Annotated in this window: 16 protein-coding genes and 2 pseudogenes; 13 read left to right on the forward strand and 5 right to left on the reverse strand. The window is 67.5% G+C overall.

Going from position 1 to position 13,223, the window contains the following annotated elements; translation table 11 throughout:
• The 7 genes and pseudogenes from glyA to DID96_RS15515 all read left to right on the forward strand — a co-directional run.
• Positions 1 to 305, forward strand: a pseudogene (gene glyA, locus DID96_RS15485) (serine hydroxymethyltransferase); the annotation flags it as partial.
• Positions 306 to 311: 6 nt separating this feature from the next.
• Positions 312 to 791: a transcriptional regulator NrdR gene (nrdR, locus tag DID96_RS15490; protein WP_124600174.1), complete on the forward strand. Its 480-nt coding sequence runs from the start codon at positions 312 to 314 to the stop codon at positions 789 to 791.
• Positions 792 to 943: 152 nt separating this feature from the next.
• Positions 944 to 1,507 (forward strand): GspH/FimT family pseudopilin, encoded by a 564-nt coding sequence (locus DID96_RS15495; RefSeq protein ID WP_124600175.1) that lies wholly within the window; start codon positions 944 to 946, stop codon positions 1,505 to 1,507.
• Positions 1,501 to 1,920: a hypothetical protein gene (locus tag DID96_RS15500; protein WP_124600298.1), complete on the forward strand. Its 420-nt coding sequence runs from the start codon at positions 1,501 to 1,503 to the stop codon at positions 1,918 to 1,920. Before DID96_RS15495 ends, DID96_RS15500 begins: the two co-directional genes overlap by 7 nt.
• Complete coding sequence (locus tag DID96_RS15505) at positions 1,910 to 2,740, forward strand: PilW family protein (RefSeq protein WP_124600176.1); 831 nt, start codon at positions 1,910 to 1,912, stop codon at positions 2,738 to 2,740. The genes DID96_RS15500 and DID96_RS15505 overlap by 11 nt, the downstream gene beginning before the upstream one ends.
• A 65-nt stretch (positions 2,741 to 2,805) precedes the next feature.
• The gene (locus DID96_RS15510; protein WP_124600299.1) at positions 2,806 to 3,288 is read left to right on the forward strand and encodes a hypothetical protein; all 483 of its coding nucleotides are present in this window, start codon (positions 2,806 to 2,808) and stop codon (positions 3,286 to 3,288) included.
• Entirely contained in the window at positions 3,285 to 3,728 is a 444-nt protein-coding gene (locus DID96_RS15515) for a type IV pilin protein (RefSeq protein WP_124600177.1), read from the forward strand. Before DID96_RS15510 ends, DID96_RS15515 begins: the two co-directional genes overlap by 4 nt.
• 68 nt (positions 3,729 to 3,796) lie before the next feature.
• Here DID96_RS15515 and DID96_RS15520 read toward each other — a convergent pair whose 3' ends face one another.
• From DID96_RS15520 to DID96_RS15530, 3 genes are all read right to left on the reverse strand, one after another.
• On the reverse strand, positions 3,797 to 4,243 hold the full coding sequence (locus DID96_RS15520) for a DUF3318 domain-containing protein (protein ID WP_124600178.1): 447 nt from the start codon (positions 4,241 to 4,243) through the stop codon (positions 3,797 to 3,799).
• Positions 4,244 to 4,286: 43 nt separating this feature from the next.
• A complete protein-coding gene (locus tag DID96_RS15525) occupies positions 4,287 to 4,676 on the reverse strand; it encodes a phage holin family protein (protein WP_124600179.1) in 390 nt (129 codons plus the stop codon).
• A gap of 124 nt (positions 4,677 to 4,800) precedes the next feature.
• Positions 4,801 to 5,103, reverse strand: a complete 303-nt coding sequence (locus tag DID96_RS15530) for a YqjD family protein (RefSeq protein ID WP_124600300.1) — start codon at positions 5,101 to 5,103, stop codon at positions 4,801 to 4,803.
• Positions 5,104 to 5,408: 305 nt separating this feature from the next.
• Here DID96_RS15530 and DID96_RS15535 point away from each other — a divergent pair, with 305 nt between their 5' ends.
• Complete coding sequence (locus DID96_RS15535) at positions 5,409 to 6,047, forward strand: peroxiredoxin (RefSeq protein WP_124600180.1); 639 nt, start codon at positions 5,409 to 5,411, stop codon at positions 6,045 to 6,047.
• A 191-nt stretch (positions 6,048 to 6,238) separates the two neighbouring features.
• Here the strand turns inward: DID96_RS15535 and DID96_RS15540 are convergent, their stop codons facing one another.
• Positions 6,239 to 7,426, reverse strand: coding sequence for an acyl-CoA dehydrogenase (locus DID96_RS15540; protein WP_124600181.1), 1,188 nt, complete (start codon positions 7,424 to 7,426; stop codon positions 6,239 to 6,241).
• Positions 7,427 to 7,553: 127 nt separating this feature from the next.
• Here DID96_RS15540 and DID96_RS15545 point away from each other — a divergent pair, with 127 nt between their 5' ends.
• Entirely contained in the window at positions 7,554 to 8,345 is a 792-nt protein-coding gene (locus DID96_RS15545; protein WP_124600182.1) for an IclR family transcriptional regulator, read from the forward strand.
• Between the two features lie 144 nt (positions 8,346 to 8,489).
• Positions 8,490 to 8,690: pseudogene (locus DID96_RS15550) on the forward strand (GFA family protein); the annotation flags it as partial.
• A gap of 42 nt (positions 8,691 to 8,732) precedes the next feature.
• On the opposite strand, the gene DID96_RS15555 reads toward DID96_RS15550, so the two are convergent.
• On the reverse strand, positions 8,733 to 9,536 hold the full coding sequence (locus DID96_RS15555) for an EAL domain-containing protein (RefSeq protein WP_124600183.1): 804 nt from the start codon (positions 9,534 to 9,536) through the stop codon (positions 8,733 to 8,735).
• A 395-nt stretch (positions 9,537 to 9,931) separates the two neighbouring features.
• On the opposite strand from DID96_RS15555, the gene DID96_RS15565 reads away from it, so the two are divergent.
• The 3 genes from DID96_RS15565 to DID96_RS15575 are packed head-to-tail and all read left to right on the forward strand — an operon-like array spanning position 9,932 to position 13,214.
• Positions 9,932 to 11,602, forward strand: a complete 1,671-nt coding sequence (locus DID96_RS15565; RefSeq protein WP_124600184.1) for an FAD-dependent oxidoreductase — start codon at positions 9,932 to 9,934, stop codon at positions 11,600 to 11,602.
• A 29-nt stretch (positions 11,603 to 11,631) separates the two neighbouring features.
• Complete coding sequence (locus DID96_RS15570) at positions 11,632 to 11,862, forward strand: DUF2783 domain-containing protein (protein ID WP_124600185.1); 231 nt, start codon at positions 11,632 to 11,634, stop codon at positions 11,860 to 11,862.
• On the forward strand, positions 11,859 to 13,214 hold the full coding sequence (locus DID96_RS15575; RefSeq protein WP_124600186.1) for an MFS transporter: 1,356 nt from the start codon (positions 11,859 to 11,861) through the stop codon (positions 13,212 to 13,214). The genes DID96_RS15570 and DID96_RS15575 overlap by 4 nt, the downstream gene beginning before the upstream one ends.
• Positions 13,215 to 13,223: the final 9 nt, after the last annotated feature.

The raw sequence follows: 13,223 nt of genomic DNA on the forward strand, positions 1-13,223 counted from the left end.
ACGTGATGCTGGTCGACCTGCGCGCGAAGAACATCACCGGCAAGGCCGCGGAAGCCGCGCTCGGCGCCGCGCACATCACGGTCAACAAGAACGCGATCCCGAACGATCCGGAAAAGCCGTTCGTGACGAGCGGCGTGCGTCTGGGCTCGCCGGCGATGACGACGCGCGGTTTCGGCACGGCCGAAGCGGAGCTGGTCGGCAACCTGATCGCCGACGTGCTCGAGGCCCCGGAAGATGTGGCGACGATCGAGCGCGTGCGCGCGCAAGTGTCCGAGCTGACCAAGCGTTTCCCGGTCTATCGCTGATCGCTCATGCGCTGCCCGTTCTGCCGGCACGACGATACGCAGGTGGTGGATTCGCGCGTGTCCGAAGACGGCGCCGCGATTCGCCGGCGTCGTCGCTGCTCGGCCTGCGACAAGCGTTTCACGACGTACGAGCGGGTCGAGCTGGCGTTGCCGGCCGTCGTGAAGAAGGACGGCAGCCGCACCGAGTTCGACCGTCGCAAGATCGTCGCCAGCATGCAACTCGCGCTGCGCAAGCGGCCGGTTGCCGCTGACGCGATCGACGCGGCGGTCGCCCGCATTGAATATCAGCTGCTCGCGACAGGCGAGCGCGAAGTCCGTAGCGAGAAGCTCGGCGAACTCGTGATGAACGAGTTGCGCGGCCTCGATACGATTGCCTATGTCCGTTTCGCGTCGGTCTATCGCCGGTTCGAGGACGTGTCCGAATTTGCCGACGTGATCGAAGAATTCCGTCGCGCTTCCCCCGCCAAGCCCCCGCGTAAGCGCTGACGCGCTGCGCTGATTCATTCCGATCCCTCCGGTTGTTCAACTCGTGTCGATTGTGGTCGGCGCGATCATGTCGCGCCAGCTGGCCGTTCGGCGGATGGTGCACGTGCGTGCACGTCACTACAGTCGTCGCATCACGTTGGCGGAGGTTCACGATGCGGCGCAATCAGACAGGACGGAAGGCAGGCCGGCGCGCGTGCGGGTTCACGCTCGTCGAGTTGATGGTCGTGGTCGCGCTGATCGCCGGGCTCGGTCTGTATGCGGCGCCGTCGTTCGATCAATGGCGGATGCGCGAGCGCGTCGACGCGCGTTCGCGCGCATTGCTCGGCGCGTTGTCGTTTGCGCGGAACGAGGCCGTGCGTCTCGGCGTGCGCGTCACGCTGTGCCGGGCCGGTAGCGACGACGCATGCCTGCGTGCGGGCGAGCGATGCGACGCGGCCGAATGGTCGTGCGGCTGGATCGTGAGCGGACACTTTGACGAGCAGGCGCGTGTGTTGAGGCGATACCCGCGCGATGCGGAAGTGGCGGTCGCGAGCGTCGCACACGATCTGGCGTTTGCGCCGCCGGCCGGACAGGTGATCGGCGGGATCCGGCGCTTCGAATTGCGTTCCCGGCGCGACGTGCCCGCGGTGGACGATGCGCGCGCATTGCGGTGCGTGCGGATCGCGGCGAGCGGCCGCGCGCGCGTGAGCGCCGGCCGTTGCGAGGCAGAATCATGAACGCGCGGCGCATGATGCGGGGTACGTCGCTGATCGAGGCCACGATTGCCGTCGCGCTGCTTGCTCTGATGATGCTGACCGTGGCCGGCAGCCAGCTCGCGATGGCGCGCGCACAACGCACGACGATCTGGCGAGAACGCGCGCTATGGCTGGCCGATGCGCGCATCGAGCGCATGCGCGTGGCGCCGCACGCGGATGCAGGCCTGGCGGCACTGGTTGCGGCGTCATTGCCGAATGGCACGTTGGGCACGATGACGATCGACGGCGGGCCAGGCGGCGTGCGGCGGATGACGCTCGGATGGCGCGCGGGCGACGCGATGGCCTCCGCGCGATGCGGTGCCCCGGAAGTGTCGACGCATCCGCCATCATGCGTGCAGATCCCGTTCGGCGAGGTGGCAGCCGATGACCGGTAAGCGTCACGCCCGCGCGCACACGCTGCTCGAAGTGCTGGTCGCGATGTCCGTCGGCCTGCTCGTGCTCGCAGCGGTCGGCGCGCTGCATCACGTCCAGCGTGTCGCGCAGCGCCGCGCCGACGACGGGTTTCGCATGCGCGACGCCGCTGGTACCGCGCTGGTGTTGATCGGTCAGCAGATCCAGATGGCGGGATTCCGCCCGCTCGACGTGCTGACGCCGCAGTCATCGCCGCCGGTGTTCGGCTGCGAGTCGGCGCGCGTGCGCGGCGACGACGCGCGTGTGCACTGCGAACCCGCGCGTGCATCGTCCGACGCGTTGCTGATCCGATATATCGGCGATGCGGTGTCGACCTGGCCGACCGCGAACGGTCAGGTGTCGGATTGCCTTGGCCAAGGGATAGGCGCACCGGGCGAGCGCCCGCTGGTGTCGAACCGCTTCGACGCGCACGTCAGCCCGTCGACGGGCGAGCCCGAACTGTATTGCGAAGGGAGCGGCCGCATCGGCACCGCGCAACCGGTCGTCGCAGGCATCGACCAGCTGCGCTTTCGCTATCTGCGTCGCGGCGACACACGATTCATCGGCGCCGATGCGATGCGTGCGGACGACTGGCACGACGTGACGGCCGTGCACGTCTGCGTGCGGGCACGGGGCGAACCGATGCGCGAACGCGTTCGCCATGTCGATTGCGACGGCAACCATGCGGTCGCGCAGGATGGCCGCGCGCGCCTGACCTTGCATCGCGTCGTCGCGCTGAGGAACGCGGCAACCGATCGCGGCGACGGTCGGCCTGAAGGGCGGCAAGCCTTCGGAGCGTCGTGATGAATCGACGCGAACGCGGGATGACGTGGCGAGCGCGCGGTACGCGGCAGCGGCGTGATGCGGGCATGGCGTTGCCGGCCGTTGTCGCGGTCGGCGCGGCCATTGCCGCACTGACGGGCACGTGGTTCGAAGCTGCGTTGACGGAGGCGCGGCGCACGCGTGCGCTGTCGGAACGGCTGATCGCATTTCATGCGGCCGACGCGGCGCTCGGTGCATGCGTCGCGCGTTTGCGACAGGGCACGGCGCCTTTTCTGCGTGCTGGCGATTCGCGCACCGAACCGGACGCGTGGCGGCGTCTGTCCACGCAGACGATACCGGAAGCGATCGCTCCGTTTGCCGTCTGGCCGATGGCTGCGCGGCCGCCGCGCTGCCTGATCGAGGCGTGGCGCATTGCGGGGCTTGCCGACGGCGAGCGTGCATACCTCGTCACTGCGCGCGGCGTCGGCGCGCATGCGTCGAGCGCCGTGTGGCTGCAGATGCAGGTCGCGATTCGCGACGGACGGATCGTTGCGCAGCGCTGGCGCCGCGTCGCGGCGGCGCATCGATGAGCGAGAGGCCCGGTGTGCGACGCTCGGCCGGATTCACGCTGCTCGAACTGATGATCGCGCTGGCGATCATCGCAGTGCTGGCGGGCTTTGCGGTGCCGTCATACCGTCAGCACGTCGCGCAGACGCATCGCGCATCTGCAGTGGCTGCGCTTTACCGTGCCGCGCAGTATTTCGAGTCGCTCGACGGCATACCGCCGCCGACATTGCCGGATGCGCTTGTACACGCACCGGCCGACGGACGCGCGATCTATCGGTTGACGGTCCGGCGTCCGGACGACGGGGCGCCCGTCGCCTATGAGCTGGAAGCGAGCCCGCTCGACGCAGGGCCGATGCATGACGATGCGTGCGGCACGTTCACGTTGCGCTCAGACGGCACGAAAGGGAATGTCAGGCCGGGCGGTGTGAGCGAGCACGATCCGGCGTGTTGGGGCGTGCGATGACATGGCTCCCGGCCTCCCGGCCGGTCGCCGCCGGCCGTTCGCCGGCAAGCGAAGTGTCGAGCCGCGTGTCAGTCGTCGTTTGCCGCCGCCTGTTCGCGCTCGTCGCGGGATTGCTTCATGAACCGGTAGATTTCCCACGCGGCGAAGCCGAGCGATCCCCACTTCAGTGCCGGTCCGGCGCCGGCGAGCAGCAGCGACCGCACGGGTTTCGCAAGCACGATCGATACGAGCGAACTCAGCATCGGATACTGGTTGAATAGATTGCTGACGCTTGCGTTGAGGTTCTTCGCGGATTGGCTGAACGACCCGCCGGTGAACCCCGGAACGAACACCTTGAGCCAGCGGAAGTGGGTGACGGACTGACGCATTTCCGCGCCGGCCTGTGCGAATTCCAGCCGCTCGACTTCGGAGCGCAGGATCAGCAGTTCCTTGCGGATTGCCCGGTTCTGCGCGGCGCTCAAACGCGAATACGATGAAGAAGGGCGGTAACGGTTGCCCGTGGCGTTCTGGTTCATGGCGCGTCGGCGAGATGGATGAATGGGACGAACGCGAGTGCGTTCACGACTTGCTGCGGAACAGTTCGCGGTCTTTCTCGAATTCGGCCAGCGTGGCTTCGAACACGGGCGGTGCGTCGCGCAGCCCGGCGCGCGCCTTCAGCGCACATACGGCGCCGGCGATCGCATACAGCACGGTGATTCCCGCGAGCGACTGCCAGCGATAGGTATCCCAGAATGCGATCGCGACGAGCACGGTCAGGCTGATCAGCGCCATCGTTGCGAGCATCATTGCGGCGAGCCCGAGGAACAGCACGCCCATCAGGCGCTCCTTCTCCTCGGCGAGCTCGATGCCCACCAGTTCGAGGCGCGTTTGCAGCAGTCCGAGCGCGGAGCCGGCGAGCCGGCGCAGCGGCCCATGGCCGGATGACTGCGAGGTGGTGTCTGTCGTCATGAGTATGTGCTTGCGCGTGCAGAAAACGGCTAAGGCAAAGCCGACCGGCGGACGGCCGCCAGTCAGCTTCGGTGCCGGCGAACCGCATCCGGGGCGGCCCGCCAGGCGGAACGGCGCTCGCGCGTTACTTGCGGTTGACCAGCAGACCGATCAGCACGCCGACACCGGCGGCGATGCCGATCGACGTCCACGGATGCTCGTGCACGTAGTCGTCGGTCGCACGCGCGGCCTTCTTGCCTTTCTCGACTACCACGACCTGGACGTCGGTTGCCTTTTCCTTGGCCTGCTTCAGGCGCGACAACGCTTTCTCGCGCAGCTCGGCCGCACGGTCGCCCGTGCTGCTCGCCGCTTGCTTGAGCAGGTCTTCGGCGTCCGCGAGAACGGTTTTGATATCCGACATCAGTTTCTCCTTGTTGATTTCCGACATTGCAACTCCCTTCATGCTGACATGCTGCAGGTTCCCATCGTAGCGAAACACCTGCCTGCTGGCGAGCCGGGATCGCGCATGGCGGCCATGCAGGACTGCATGGTAAACGGCTTGTAATGTATTGAGAGAGAGGCAAACGGCCGGAAAAGTTTCCTCATGCGGTCGGTACGGCGCAAAAATGACAAAAATGTATGAATATCGAACGGAATAATCGTTCGCATGTTCATCTGCTTCCCGTAAGCTACGCGACTGTCCTGCGCGGCTCGCGCGGGGCTTCATCACGCACCGTACAAGGAGGGAACGACATGAGTCTGCGTCTTGGCGACATCGCGCCGGATTTCGAACAGGATTCGAGCCTCGGCCACATCAAGTTTCACGAATGGCTCGGCGACGGTTGGGGCGTGCTGTTTTCCCATCCGGCCGACTACACGCCGGTGTGCACGACCGAGCTCGGGCTGACCGCGAAGCTGAAGGGCGAATTCGAGAAGCGCAACGTGAAGGTGATCGCGCTTTCGGTCGACAGCGTCGAGTCGCACGAGGGCTGGATCAACGACATCAACGACACGCAGGCGACGGTCGTCGGCTTCCCGATCATCGCCGATGCGGATCGCAAGGTGTCGCAACTGTATGACATGATTCACCCGAACGCGAACGAGACGCTTACCGTGCGTTCGCTGTTCGTGATCGACCCGAACAAGAAGGTGCGGCTTATCATCACGTACCCGGCCAGCACCGGGCGCAACTTCGACGAAGTGCTGCGCGTGATCGACTCGCTGCAGTTGACCGACAACTACAAGGTCGCGACGCCGGGCAACTGGAAGGACGGCGACGACGTGGTGATCGTGCCGTCGCTGCAGGATCCGGAAGAACTGAAGCAGCGCTTCCCGAAGGGCTTCAACGCGGTGCGTCCGTACCTGCGCCTGACGCCGCAGCCGAACAAGTGAGCACGGCGCGCCGCATCATGCGGCGCGTGTTCGCGACGGCAGGCAGCGTGCGCGCCGTTGGGCGGTGATCCGCCCGGCAGGCGGTGGCGTGCATAGAAAGCGGCCCGCCCGGCAAGTCGATGCCGGGCGGGCCGTGTCGTTTTCGTCGTAAGCCGTCAGCGCGCGACGCGGGGCCCGTCAGGCGGGCGTGATCAGAAGAAAGCCTGGATGCCTGTTTGCGCGCGGCCGAGGATCAGCGCGTGGATGTCGTGCGTGCCTTCGTACGTGTTGACCACTTCGAGGTTCACGAGGTGGCGCGCGACGCAGAACTCGTCGGAGATGCCGTTGCCGCCGAGCATGTCGCGCGCGAGCCGCGCGATGTCGAGCGACTTGCCGCACGAATTGCGCTTCATGATCGACGTGATCTCGACGGCCGCCGTGCCTTCGTCCTTCATCCGGCCAAGGCGCAACACGCCTTGCAGGCCGAGCGTGATTTCGGTCTGCATGTCCGCGAGCTTCTTCTGGATCAGCTGGTTCGCGGCGAGCGGCCGGCCGAACTGCTTGCGGTCGAGCACGTACTGGCGCGCGGTATGCCAGCAGGCCTCGGCGGCGCCGAGCGCGCCCCACGCAATGCCGTAGCGCGCCGAGTTCAGGCACGTGAACGGGCCGCGCAGGCCGCCGACGTGCGGCAGCCGGTTCTCCTCGGGCACGAACACCTCGTCGAGCACGATTTCGCCGGTGATCGATGCACGCAGGCCGACCTTGCCATGAATCGTCGGCGCGGACAGGCCCTTCCAGCCCTTCTCGAGAATGAAGCCGCGGATCGTGTCCTTGCCGTCTTCCTCGAGCTTCGCCCAGACGACGAACACGTCGGCGATCGGCGAGTTCGTGATCCACATCTTCGAGCCCGACAGCGAATAGCCGCCGGGCACTTTCTTTGCGCGCGTGACCATGCTGCCCGGATCCGAGCCGTGGTTCGGCTCGGTGAGGCCGAAGCAGCCGATCCATTCGCCGGTCGCGAGCTTCGGCAGGTATTTCTCCTTCTGCTCGTCGGAGCCGAATTCGTAGATCGGCACCATCACGAGCGACGACTGCACCGACATCATCGACCGGTAGCCCGAGTCGACGCGTTCGACTTCGCGCGCGATCAGCCCGTAGCTCACGTAGTTGAGGCCCGGGCCGCCGTACTGCTCGGGAATCGTCGGGCCGAGCAGGCCGAGTTCGCCCATTTCACGGAAGATCCCGGCGTCCGTGCGTTCGTGGCGGAACGCCTCGGTCACGCGCGGCGCGAGCTTGTCCTGCGCGTACGCGTGCGCGGCGTCGCGCACCATCCGCTCTTCTTCGGTGAGTTGCTGGTCGAGCAGCAGCGGATCGTCCCAATGAAAAGTTGCATCGCTCATCGTGTCATCTCCTGTCGACCAGAGTTGGCGCTTTAGCGCTTGCTCTGGTCCCATGTCTATGAACCACTTGACTGATGTTCCGCTGTGCGGAACAATGTTTTGCAAATCGATCCCAGTGTAGCACCAGATGACGCTTTCAACCATTGACGATCAACCGATCGACGAGCGCAAGTTCGTCGTCGCGCTCGCGCGCGGTCTCGACCTGCTGCGCGCGTTCCGTCCCGGCGAGACGATGCTCGGCAACCGCGATTTTGCGGAGCGCACGGGCCTGCCGAAGGCGACCGTGAACCGGCTGGCCTATACGCTGACGGTGCTCGGCTACCTGCGCTACGACGATACGCTCGGCAAATATGCGCTCGACGCGGGCGTGCTGTCGCTCGGCTTTGCGCTGCTGTCCGGCGCGGGCACGCTCGATCTCGCGCGGCCGCACATGCAGGCGCTCGCGCGCGAGATCGGCGCGGCGGTGTCGCTCGGCTGCCGCGACGGGCTCGACATGATCTATCTGGAGACGATCCGCAGCGAGACCGCGCTGACGCTCGGGCTCGCGCCCGGTTCGCGGCTGTCGATGCTGACGAGTTCGATGGGGCGCGCGTATCTGGCGGTGCAGCCGGAGGACGCGCGGCGCGCGCTGTACGCGGAGCTGCACCGCGCGGCCGGCGCGGGGCCGGACGCCGATGCGCTCGTCGCCGCCGCGCAGCACGCGGTGGCCGAGTTCGCGTCGGGCGGCTGCTGCTATTCGTTCCGCGCGTGGCACGCGGACGTCAACGCGGCCGCCGTGCCGTTTCGCGAGCCGCGTGAAGGGCGCTGGCTGATCCTGAGCTGCAGCGGGCCGGCGTCGTCGATGGGGGAGGAGGTGTTCCGGTCGCAGGTGGGGCCGCGGCTGAAGGCGCTCGCGCAGCGGCTCGGGCAGTTGGCCTGATTGCCTGGTTTCGCTGGGGAAGGAATTCGCGCGCCGGATATATGCGCGGCGACCGGGCGACCTGCGGTGCGTCGCGCATCGCCAACACCGCGCACATCGCCGCATGCATCGCCGCATTCAACGGCTTGCGGTTGCAGACACTGCGAACGGCGCTTCTGCGGCCATTGCGGCACGCAGCTCGAATACCGGCTGATCGATGCGCCGACAACGGTCGAGATCAATTACGCGACGCTCGACGAGCCGTCCAGGATTCGCCCGGCGTGGCACATCTGGTACGCGAACCGGTTTCCCGGCATCGAGATCGGCGACGATCTGCCGAAGCACGACGACGGCGGCGACGACTGACAGGCGGCGCGCGCTTGCCGGAGCCCTCGGCCCTCAGTCCCGTCAAACCGGCACGACCTTCGCAAACACGGGCCCCTGCATGAACCGCACGTCGTGCTGCCGCAGCAGCTCGCACTGCGTCTCGTCGGCGACGCCGTCGAAGATCAGCGGGATCCGCACGCGCTGCGCATACGCGACGAGCGCCTTCACCATCCCGTCGCGCAACGCGATCGCCGCATCCATCTTGATGTAGTCCGGCCGCGCCATCTCCGATTCCACCGCGAGGATCCGGCCGGGATCGGGCAGCTTGTCCGCGACCTTGAAGCCGTGATGCTGGTAGCTGCGCGTCAGGTAGCCAAGGAACGTCTTGTGTGCGACCGCGGCGGCCGGCAGCTCGATCACGATCCGCTCGGTCGGCAACCCGAAGCGTTGCAGCACCGACGAAAAGTGCTTGCCGTGATCGTATTTCACGCTCTTCAGCAGCCGCTCGTGCACGCGCAGGAACAGCAGCCCGTGGCGCTGCGCACCGAAGAAGTTGATCGCGTGCAGCGCACGCGCGAGGCGGTCGACCGCGACGAGCGCCTGGTCGTCTTCGGCCGGATCGAACAGGTCGTGCGCGGCGCCCGTCACCAGCGTGACGGCCTGGAAACCCAACTCGTCCCCGTAGCGCTCGATCGCGTCGGCAAACGACGTCGATTGCGGCGCGCCCGGCATCGTCACGTCGTAGATCGGGTCATACGCGCTGTTGAGCGTCCGCTCGGGCAGGCGCGCGAACGCGGTGCCGCTTTCGGCGAGCGCGAGGTGATCCCGCAGATACGGCAGTTGCCCGGCGCGGGCGACGAGCTCGGGAATGTTGGGCGGAATCATCGGGGATCGGACGTGGAAAAACGGCGGCCGAACGGACCGCCTCATGACTCGATAGTAGCAGCGCGCGCCGCGCTCGGCTTCGCGATTCGCTCATATCGTTATCCCGCCCACCGATCGATGCCTAGGGTTTACGTTGATTTCACTATTCGTAATTGGTTTTACTATTCGTAAATCCTGAGTTTGTCGTCGATCAAGAACGAGCAGCATTCGGGCGTCGCCGGGCGATGCCCTGTCCCCGATTCAACAGGAAGCAAGGAGCGAGACGTGGCGGGTGAAACGAAATGGGCATCGCAGGCGGTCCCGGCGGATCGGCAGGCCGCCGCCGGCGGGCAGCCGATCCGGGCGTGCAGGCGCAATGTTGCGCACGCAGCTGGGCTGAGCGGACGGGGTCGACCATGAGCATCGATTACCAGACCCTGAAATTTGCATACCGGCCGCGCGCGGAGCGCGGCGCGGACAGCGATGCGGCGATCCATCCGGTGATCGTCGTCGGCGCGGGCCCGGTCGGCCTCGCCGCCGCGATCGATCTCGCGCAGCAGGGCGTGCCGGTCGTGCTGCTCGACGACGACGACACGCTGTCCACCGGCTCGCGCGCGATCTGCTTCGCAAAGCGCACGCTCGAGATCTTCGACCGGCTCGGCTGCGGCGAGCGCTTCGTCGACAAGGGCGTGAGCTGGCACGTCGGCAAGGTGTTCCTGCAGGACGAGCAGCTGTACGCGTTCGACCTGCTGCCCGAGGCCGGCCACGCGCGTCCGGCATTCATCAATCTGCAGCAGTACTACGTGGAAGGCTATCTGGCCGAGCGCGCGTTCGAACTGCCGAACATCGACATCCGCTGGAAGCACAAGGTGACGGGCGTCGCGCAATCGGCCGAACACGCGACGGTGACGGTCGAGACGCCGGAAGGCATCGAGACGCTGCGCGCGCAATTCGTGATCGCGGCAGACGGCTCGCGCAGCCCGATGCGCACGATGATGGGCCTCGAGAGCCACGGCCGCACGTTCAAGGACCGCTTCCTGATCGCCGACGTGAAGATGAAGGCGGAGTTTCCGACCGAGCGCTGGTTCTGGTTCGATCCGCCGTTCCACCGCAACCAGTCGGTGCTGCTGCACCGCCAGCCGGACAACGTGTGGCGCATCGACTTCCAGCTCGGCTGGGACGCCGACCCGGTTGCCGAGAAACAGCCCGAACGCGTGATCCCGCGCGTGCGCGCGCTGCTCGGCCAGGACGTCGAGTTCGAGCTGGAATGGGTGAGCGTCTACACATTCCGTTGCCAGCGAATGGATACGTTCCGTCACGGCCGCGTGATGTTCGCGGGCGATTCCGCGCACGGCGTGTCGCCGTTCGGCGCGCGCGGCGCGAACAGCGGCGTGCAGGATGCCGACAACCTCGGATGGAAGCTGAAGCTCGTGCTCGACGGCCACGCGCCCGACCGCCTGCTCGATACGTATGCGAGCGAGCGCGAGTTCGCGGCCGACGAGAACATCCGCAACTCGACGCGCTCGACCGACTTCATCACGCCGAAGAGCCCCGTGTCGCGCGTGTTCCGCGACGCGACGCTGAAGCTCGCGCGCGACTGCAAATTCGCGCGCAAGCTCGTCAACAGCGGGCGGCTGTCGGTGCCGGCCGTGCTCGCCGATTCGCCGCTCAACACGCCGGACCGCAAAGGCGACGCATTCGCGTGTGCGATGCGTCCGGGCGCGGCGGCCGCCGACGCGCCGGTGCGCGCGCACGGTGGCACGACCGGCTGGCTGCTCCGGCATCTCTGCGAAGGTTTCGCGGGCGTGCTGTTCGGCCTGCCCGGCGACGCGACGGCGCTCGCGCAGGCGGTGGCCGGCCTCGCGCTGCCGGTGAAGCCGGTGCTCGTCGTGCCGCGCGGGCAGGCGAAGGCGGTGCCGGGCGTCGACGTCGTGGAGGACGTCGACGGGCTGGCCGCCGCGCGCTACGACGCGAAGCCCGGCACGTTCTACCTGCTGCGGCCCGACCAGCACGTGTGCGCGCGGATGCGCGCGCTCGATCGGCAGGCCATCGGCGACGCACTGGCGCGCGCGACCTGCGCGGCCTGACTGACAACACGACATCGGAGACACCCGTCATGCATCACCTCGACACCCGCCCGCGTCTGGCCGATCCGGACGCGTTCTACGAAGCGCTGATCGACATGCATCGCGACCTGACCGACAGCGACAGCCAGCTCGTCAACGCGAAGCTGATCCTGCTGCTCGCGAACCAGATCGGCGATCTCGGCGTGCTGCGCGAAGCGATGGCGCTTGCGCGCCAGGGCGTGACACCGCCCGTGCATCCGGCCGCGGAGGCCGCGCAATGAGCGCCGCGCCGGCCGCCGGCCGCGCGCTCGAAGTCGAGCGCCTGATCGACGACACCCATCGCCCCGCGTTTCACTGGATGCTGCTCGCGCTGTGCGGGCTGTGCCTCGTGATCGACGGCTTCGATGCGCAGGCGATGGGCTACGTCGCGCCGAGCGTGATCGCCGAGTGGGGCGTGCCGAAACAGGCGCTCGGCCCGGTGTTCAGCTCGAGCCTGTTCGGGATGCTGCTCGGCGCGCTCGGCCTGTCGGTGCTCGCCGACCGGATCGGGCGGCGGCCGGTGCTGATCGGCGCGACGCTGTTCTTCGCGCTGACGATGCTCGCGACGCCGTTCGCGGGTTCGATTCCGGTGCTGATGGCGCTGCGCTTCGTCACGGGCCTCGGCCTCGGCTGCATCATGCCGAACGCGATGGCGCTCGTCGGCGAGTTCAGCCCGGCCGCGCATCGCGTGAAGCGGATGATGACCGTGTCGTGCGGCTTCACGCTCGGCGCCGCGCTCGGCGGCTTCGTCAGCGCCGCGCTGATCCCGGCGTTCGGCTGGCGGGCGGTGTTCTTCGTCGGCGGTGCGGTGCCGTTCGTGCTCGCGTTCGCGATGGCCGCGCGACTGCCGGAGTCGCTGCAGTTCCTGGTGCTGAAAGGGCGCGAACGCCAGGCGCGCGACTGGCTCGCGCGCTTCGCGCCCGAAGCCGGCATCGACGCCGGCACGCGCATCATCGTGCGCGAACAGGCGGCGAGCGGCGCGCCCGTTGCCGAGCTGTTCCGCGACGGGCGGCTGCCGGTCACGCTGCTGTTGTGGTCGATCAGCTTCATGAATCTGATCGACCTGTACTTCCTGTCGAACTGGCTGCCGACCGTGATGCGCGACGCAGGCTACACGCCCGGCACCGCGGTGATCGTCGGCACCGTGCTGCAGACGGGCGGCGTGGTCGGCACGCTGTCGCTCGGCTGGTTCATCGAGCGCTACGGCTTCGTGCGCGTGCTGTTCGCATGCTTCGCGTGCGCGGCGGTGTCGGTCGGGCTGATCGGCTCGGCCGCGCATGCGCTGCCGTGGCTGCTCGTCGTCGTGTTCGCGGGCGGCTTCTGCGTGGTCGGCGGGCAGCCGGCCGTCAACGCGCTCGCGGGCCAGTACTACCCGACATCGCTGCGCTCGACGGGCATCGGCTGGAGCCTCGGCATCGGCCGGATCGGCTCGGTGCTCGGGCCGCTCGTCGGCGGACACCTGATTGCGCTCAACTGGTCGAACGGCGCGCTGTTTCATGCTGCGGCAGTGCCGGTGCTGTGCTCGGCGCTGTTCGTGCTCGGTCTTGCAAGTGTGACGCGGCAGCGTGGTGCGCAAGCGCCGCGCGCCGTTTGAATGAATGAT

It is taken from the genome of Burkholderia sp. Bp8963 (assembly GCF_003854275.1).
GTDB lineage: Bacteria > Pseudomonadota > Gammaproteobacteria > Burkholderiales > Burkholderiaceae > Burkholderia.

Bases quoted from the DNA above. Each gene is read 5' to 3' on its own strand.
- nrdR (WP_124600174.1), top strand. From the start codon at position 312: ATGCGCTGCCCGTTCTGCCGGCACGACGATACGCAGGTGGTGGATTCG.
- DID96_RS15495 (WP_124600175.1), top strand. From the start codon at position 944: ATGCGGCGCAATCAGACAGGACGGAAGGCAGGCCGGCGCGCGTGCGGG.
- DID96_RS15505 (WP_124600176.1), top strand. From the start codon at position 1,910: ATGACCGGTAAGCGTCACGCCCGCGCGCACACGCTGCTCGAAGTGCTG.
- DID96_RS15510 (WP_124600299.1), top strand. From the start codon at position 2,806: ATGGCGTTGCCGGCCGTTGTCGCGGTCGGCGCGGCCATTGCCGCACTG.
- DID96_RS15515 (WP_124600177.1), top strand. From the start codon at position 3,285: ATGAGCGAGAGGCCCGGTGTGCGACGCTCGGCCGGATTCACGCTGCTC.
- DID96_RS15520 (WP_124600178.1), bottom strand. From the start codon at position 4,243: ATGAACCAGAACGCCACGGGCAACCGTTACCGCCCTTCTTCATCGTAT.
- DID96_RS15525 (WP_124600179.1), bottom strand. From the start codon at position 4,676: ATGACGACAGACACCACCTCGCAGTCATCCGGCCATGGGCCGCTGCGC.
- DID96_RS15530 (WP_124600300.1), bottom strand. From the start codon at position 5,103: ATGTCGGAAATCAACAAGGAGAAACTGATGTCGGATATCAAAACCGTT.
- DID96_RS15535 (WP_124600180.1), top strand. From the start codon at position 5,409: ATGAGTCTGCGTCTTGGCGACATCGCGCCGGATTTCGAACAGGATTCG.
- DID96_RS15540 (WP_124600181.1), bottom strand. From the start codon at position 7,426: ATGAGCGATGCAACTTTTCATTGGGACGATCCGCTGCTGCTCGACCAG.
- DID96_RS15545 (WP_124600182.1), top strand. From the start codon at position 7,554: ATGACGCTTTCAACCATTGACGATCAACCGATCGACGAGCGCAAGTTC.
- DID96_RS15555 (WP_124600183.1), bottom strand. From the start codon at position 9,536: ATGATTCCGCCCAACATTCCCGAGCTCGTCGCCCGCGCCGGGCAACTG.
- DID96_RS15565 (WP_124600184.1), top strand. From the start codon at position 9,932: ATGAGCATCGATTACCAGACCCTGAAATTTGCATACCGGCCGCGCGCG.
- DID96_RS15570 (WP_124600185.1), top strand. From the start codon at position 11,632: ATGCATCACCTCGACACCCGCCCGCGTCTGGCCGATCCGGACGCGTTC.
- DID96_RS15575 (WP_124600186.1), top strand. From the start codon at position 11,859: ATGAGCGCCGCGCCGGCCGCCGGCCGCGCGCTCGAAGTCGAGCGCCTG.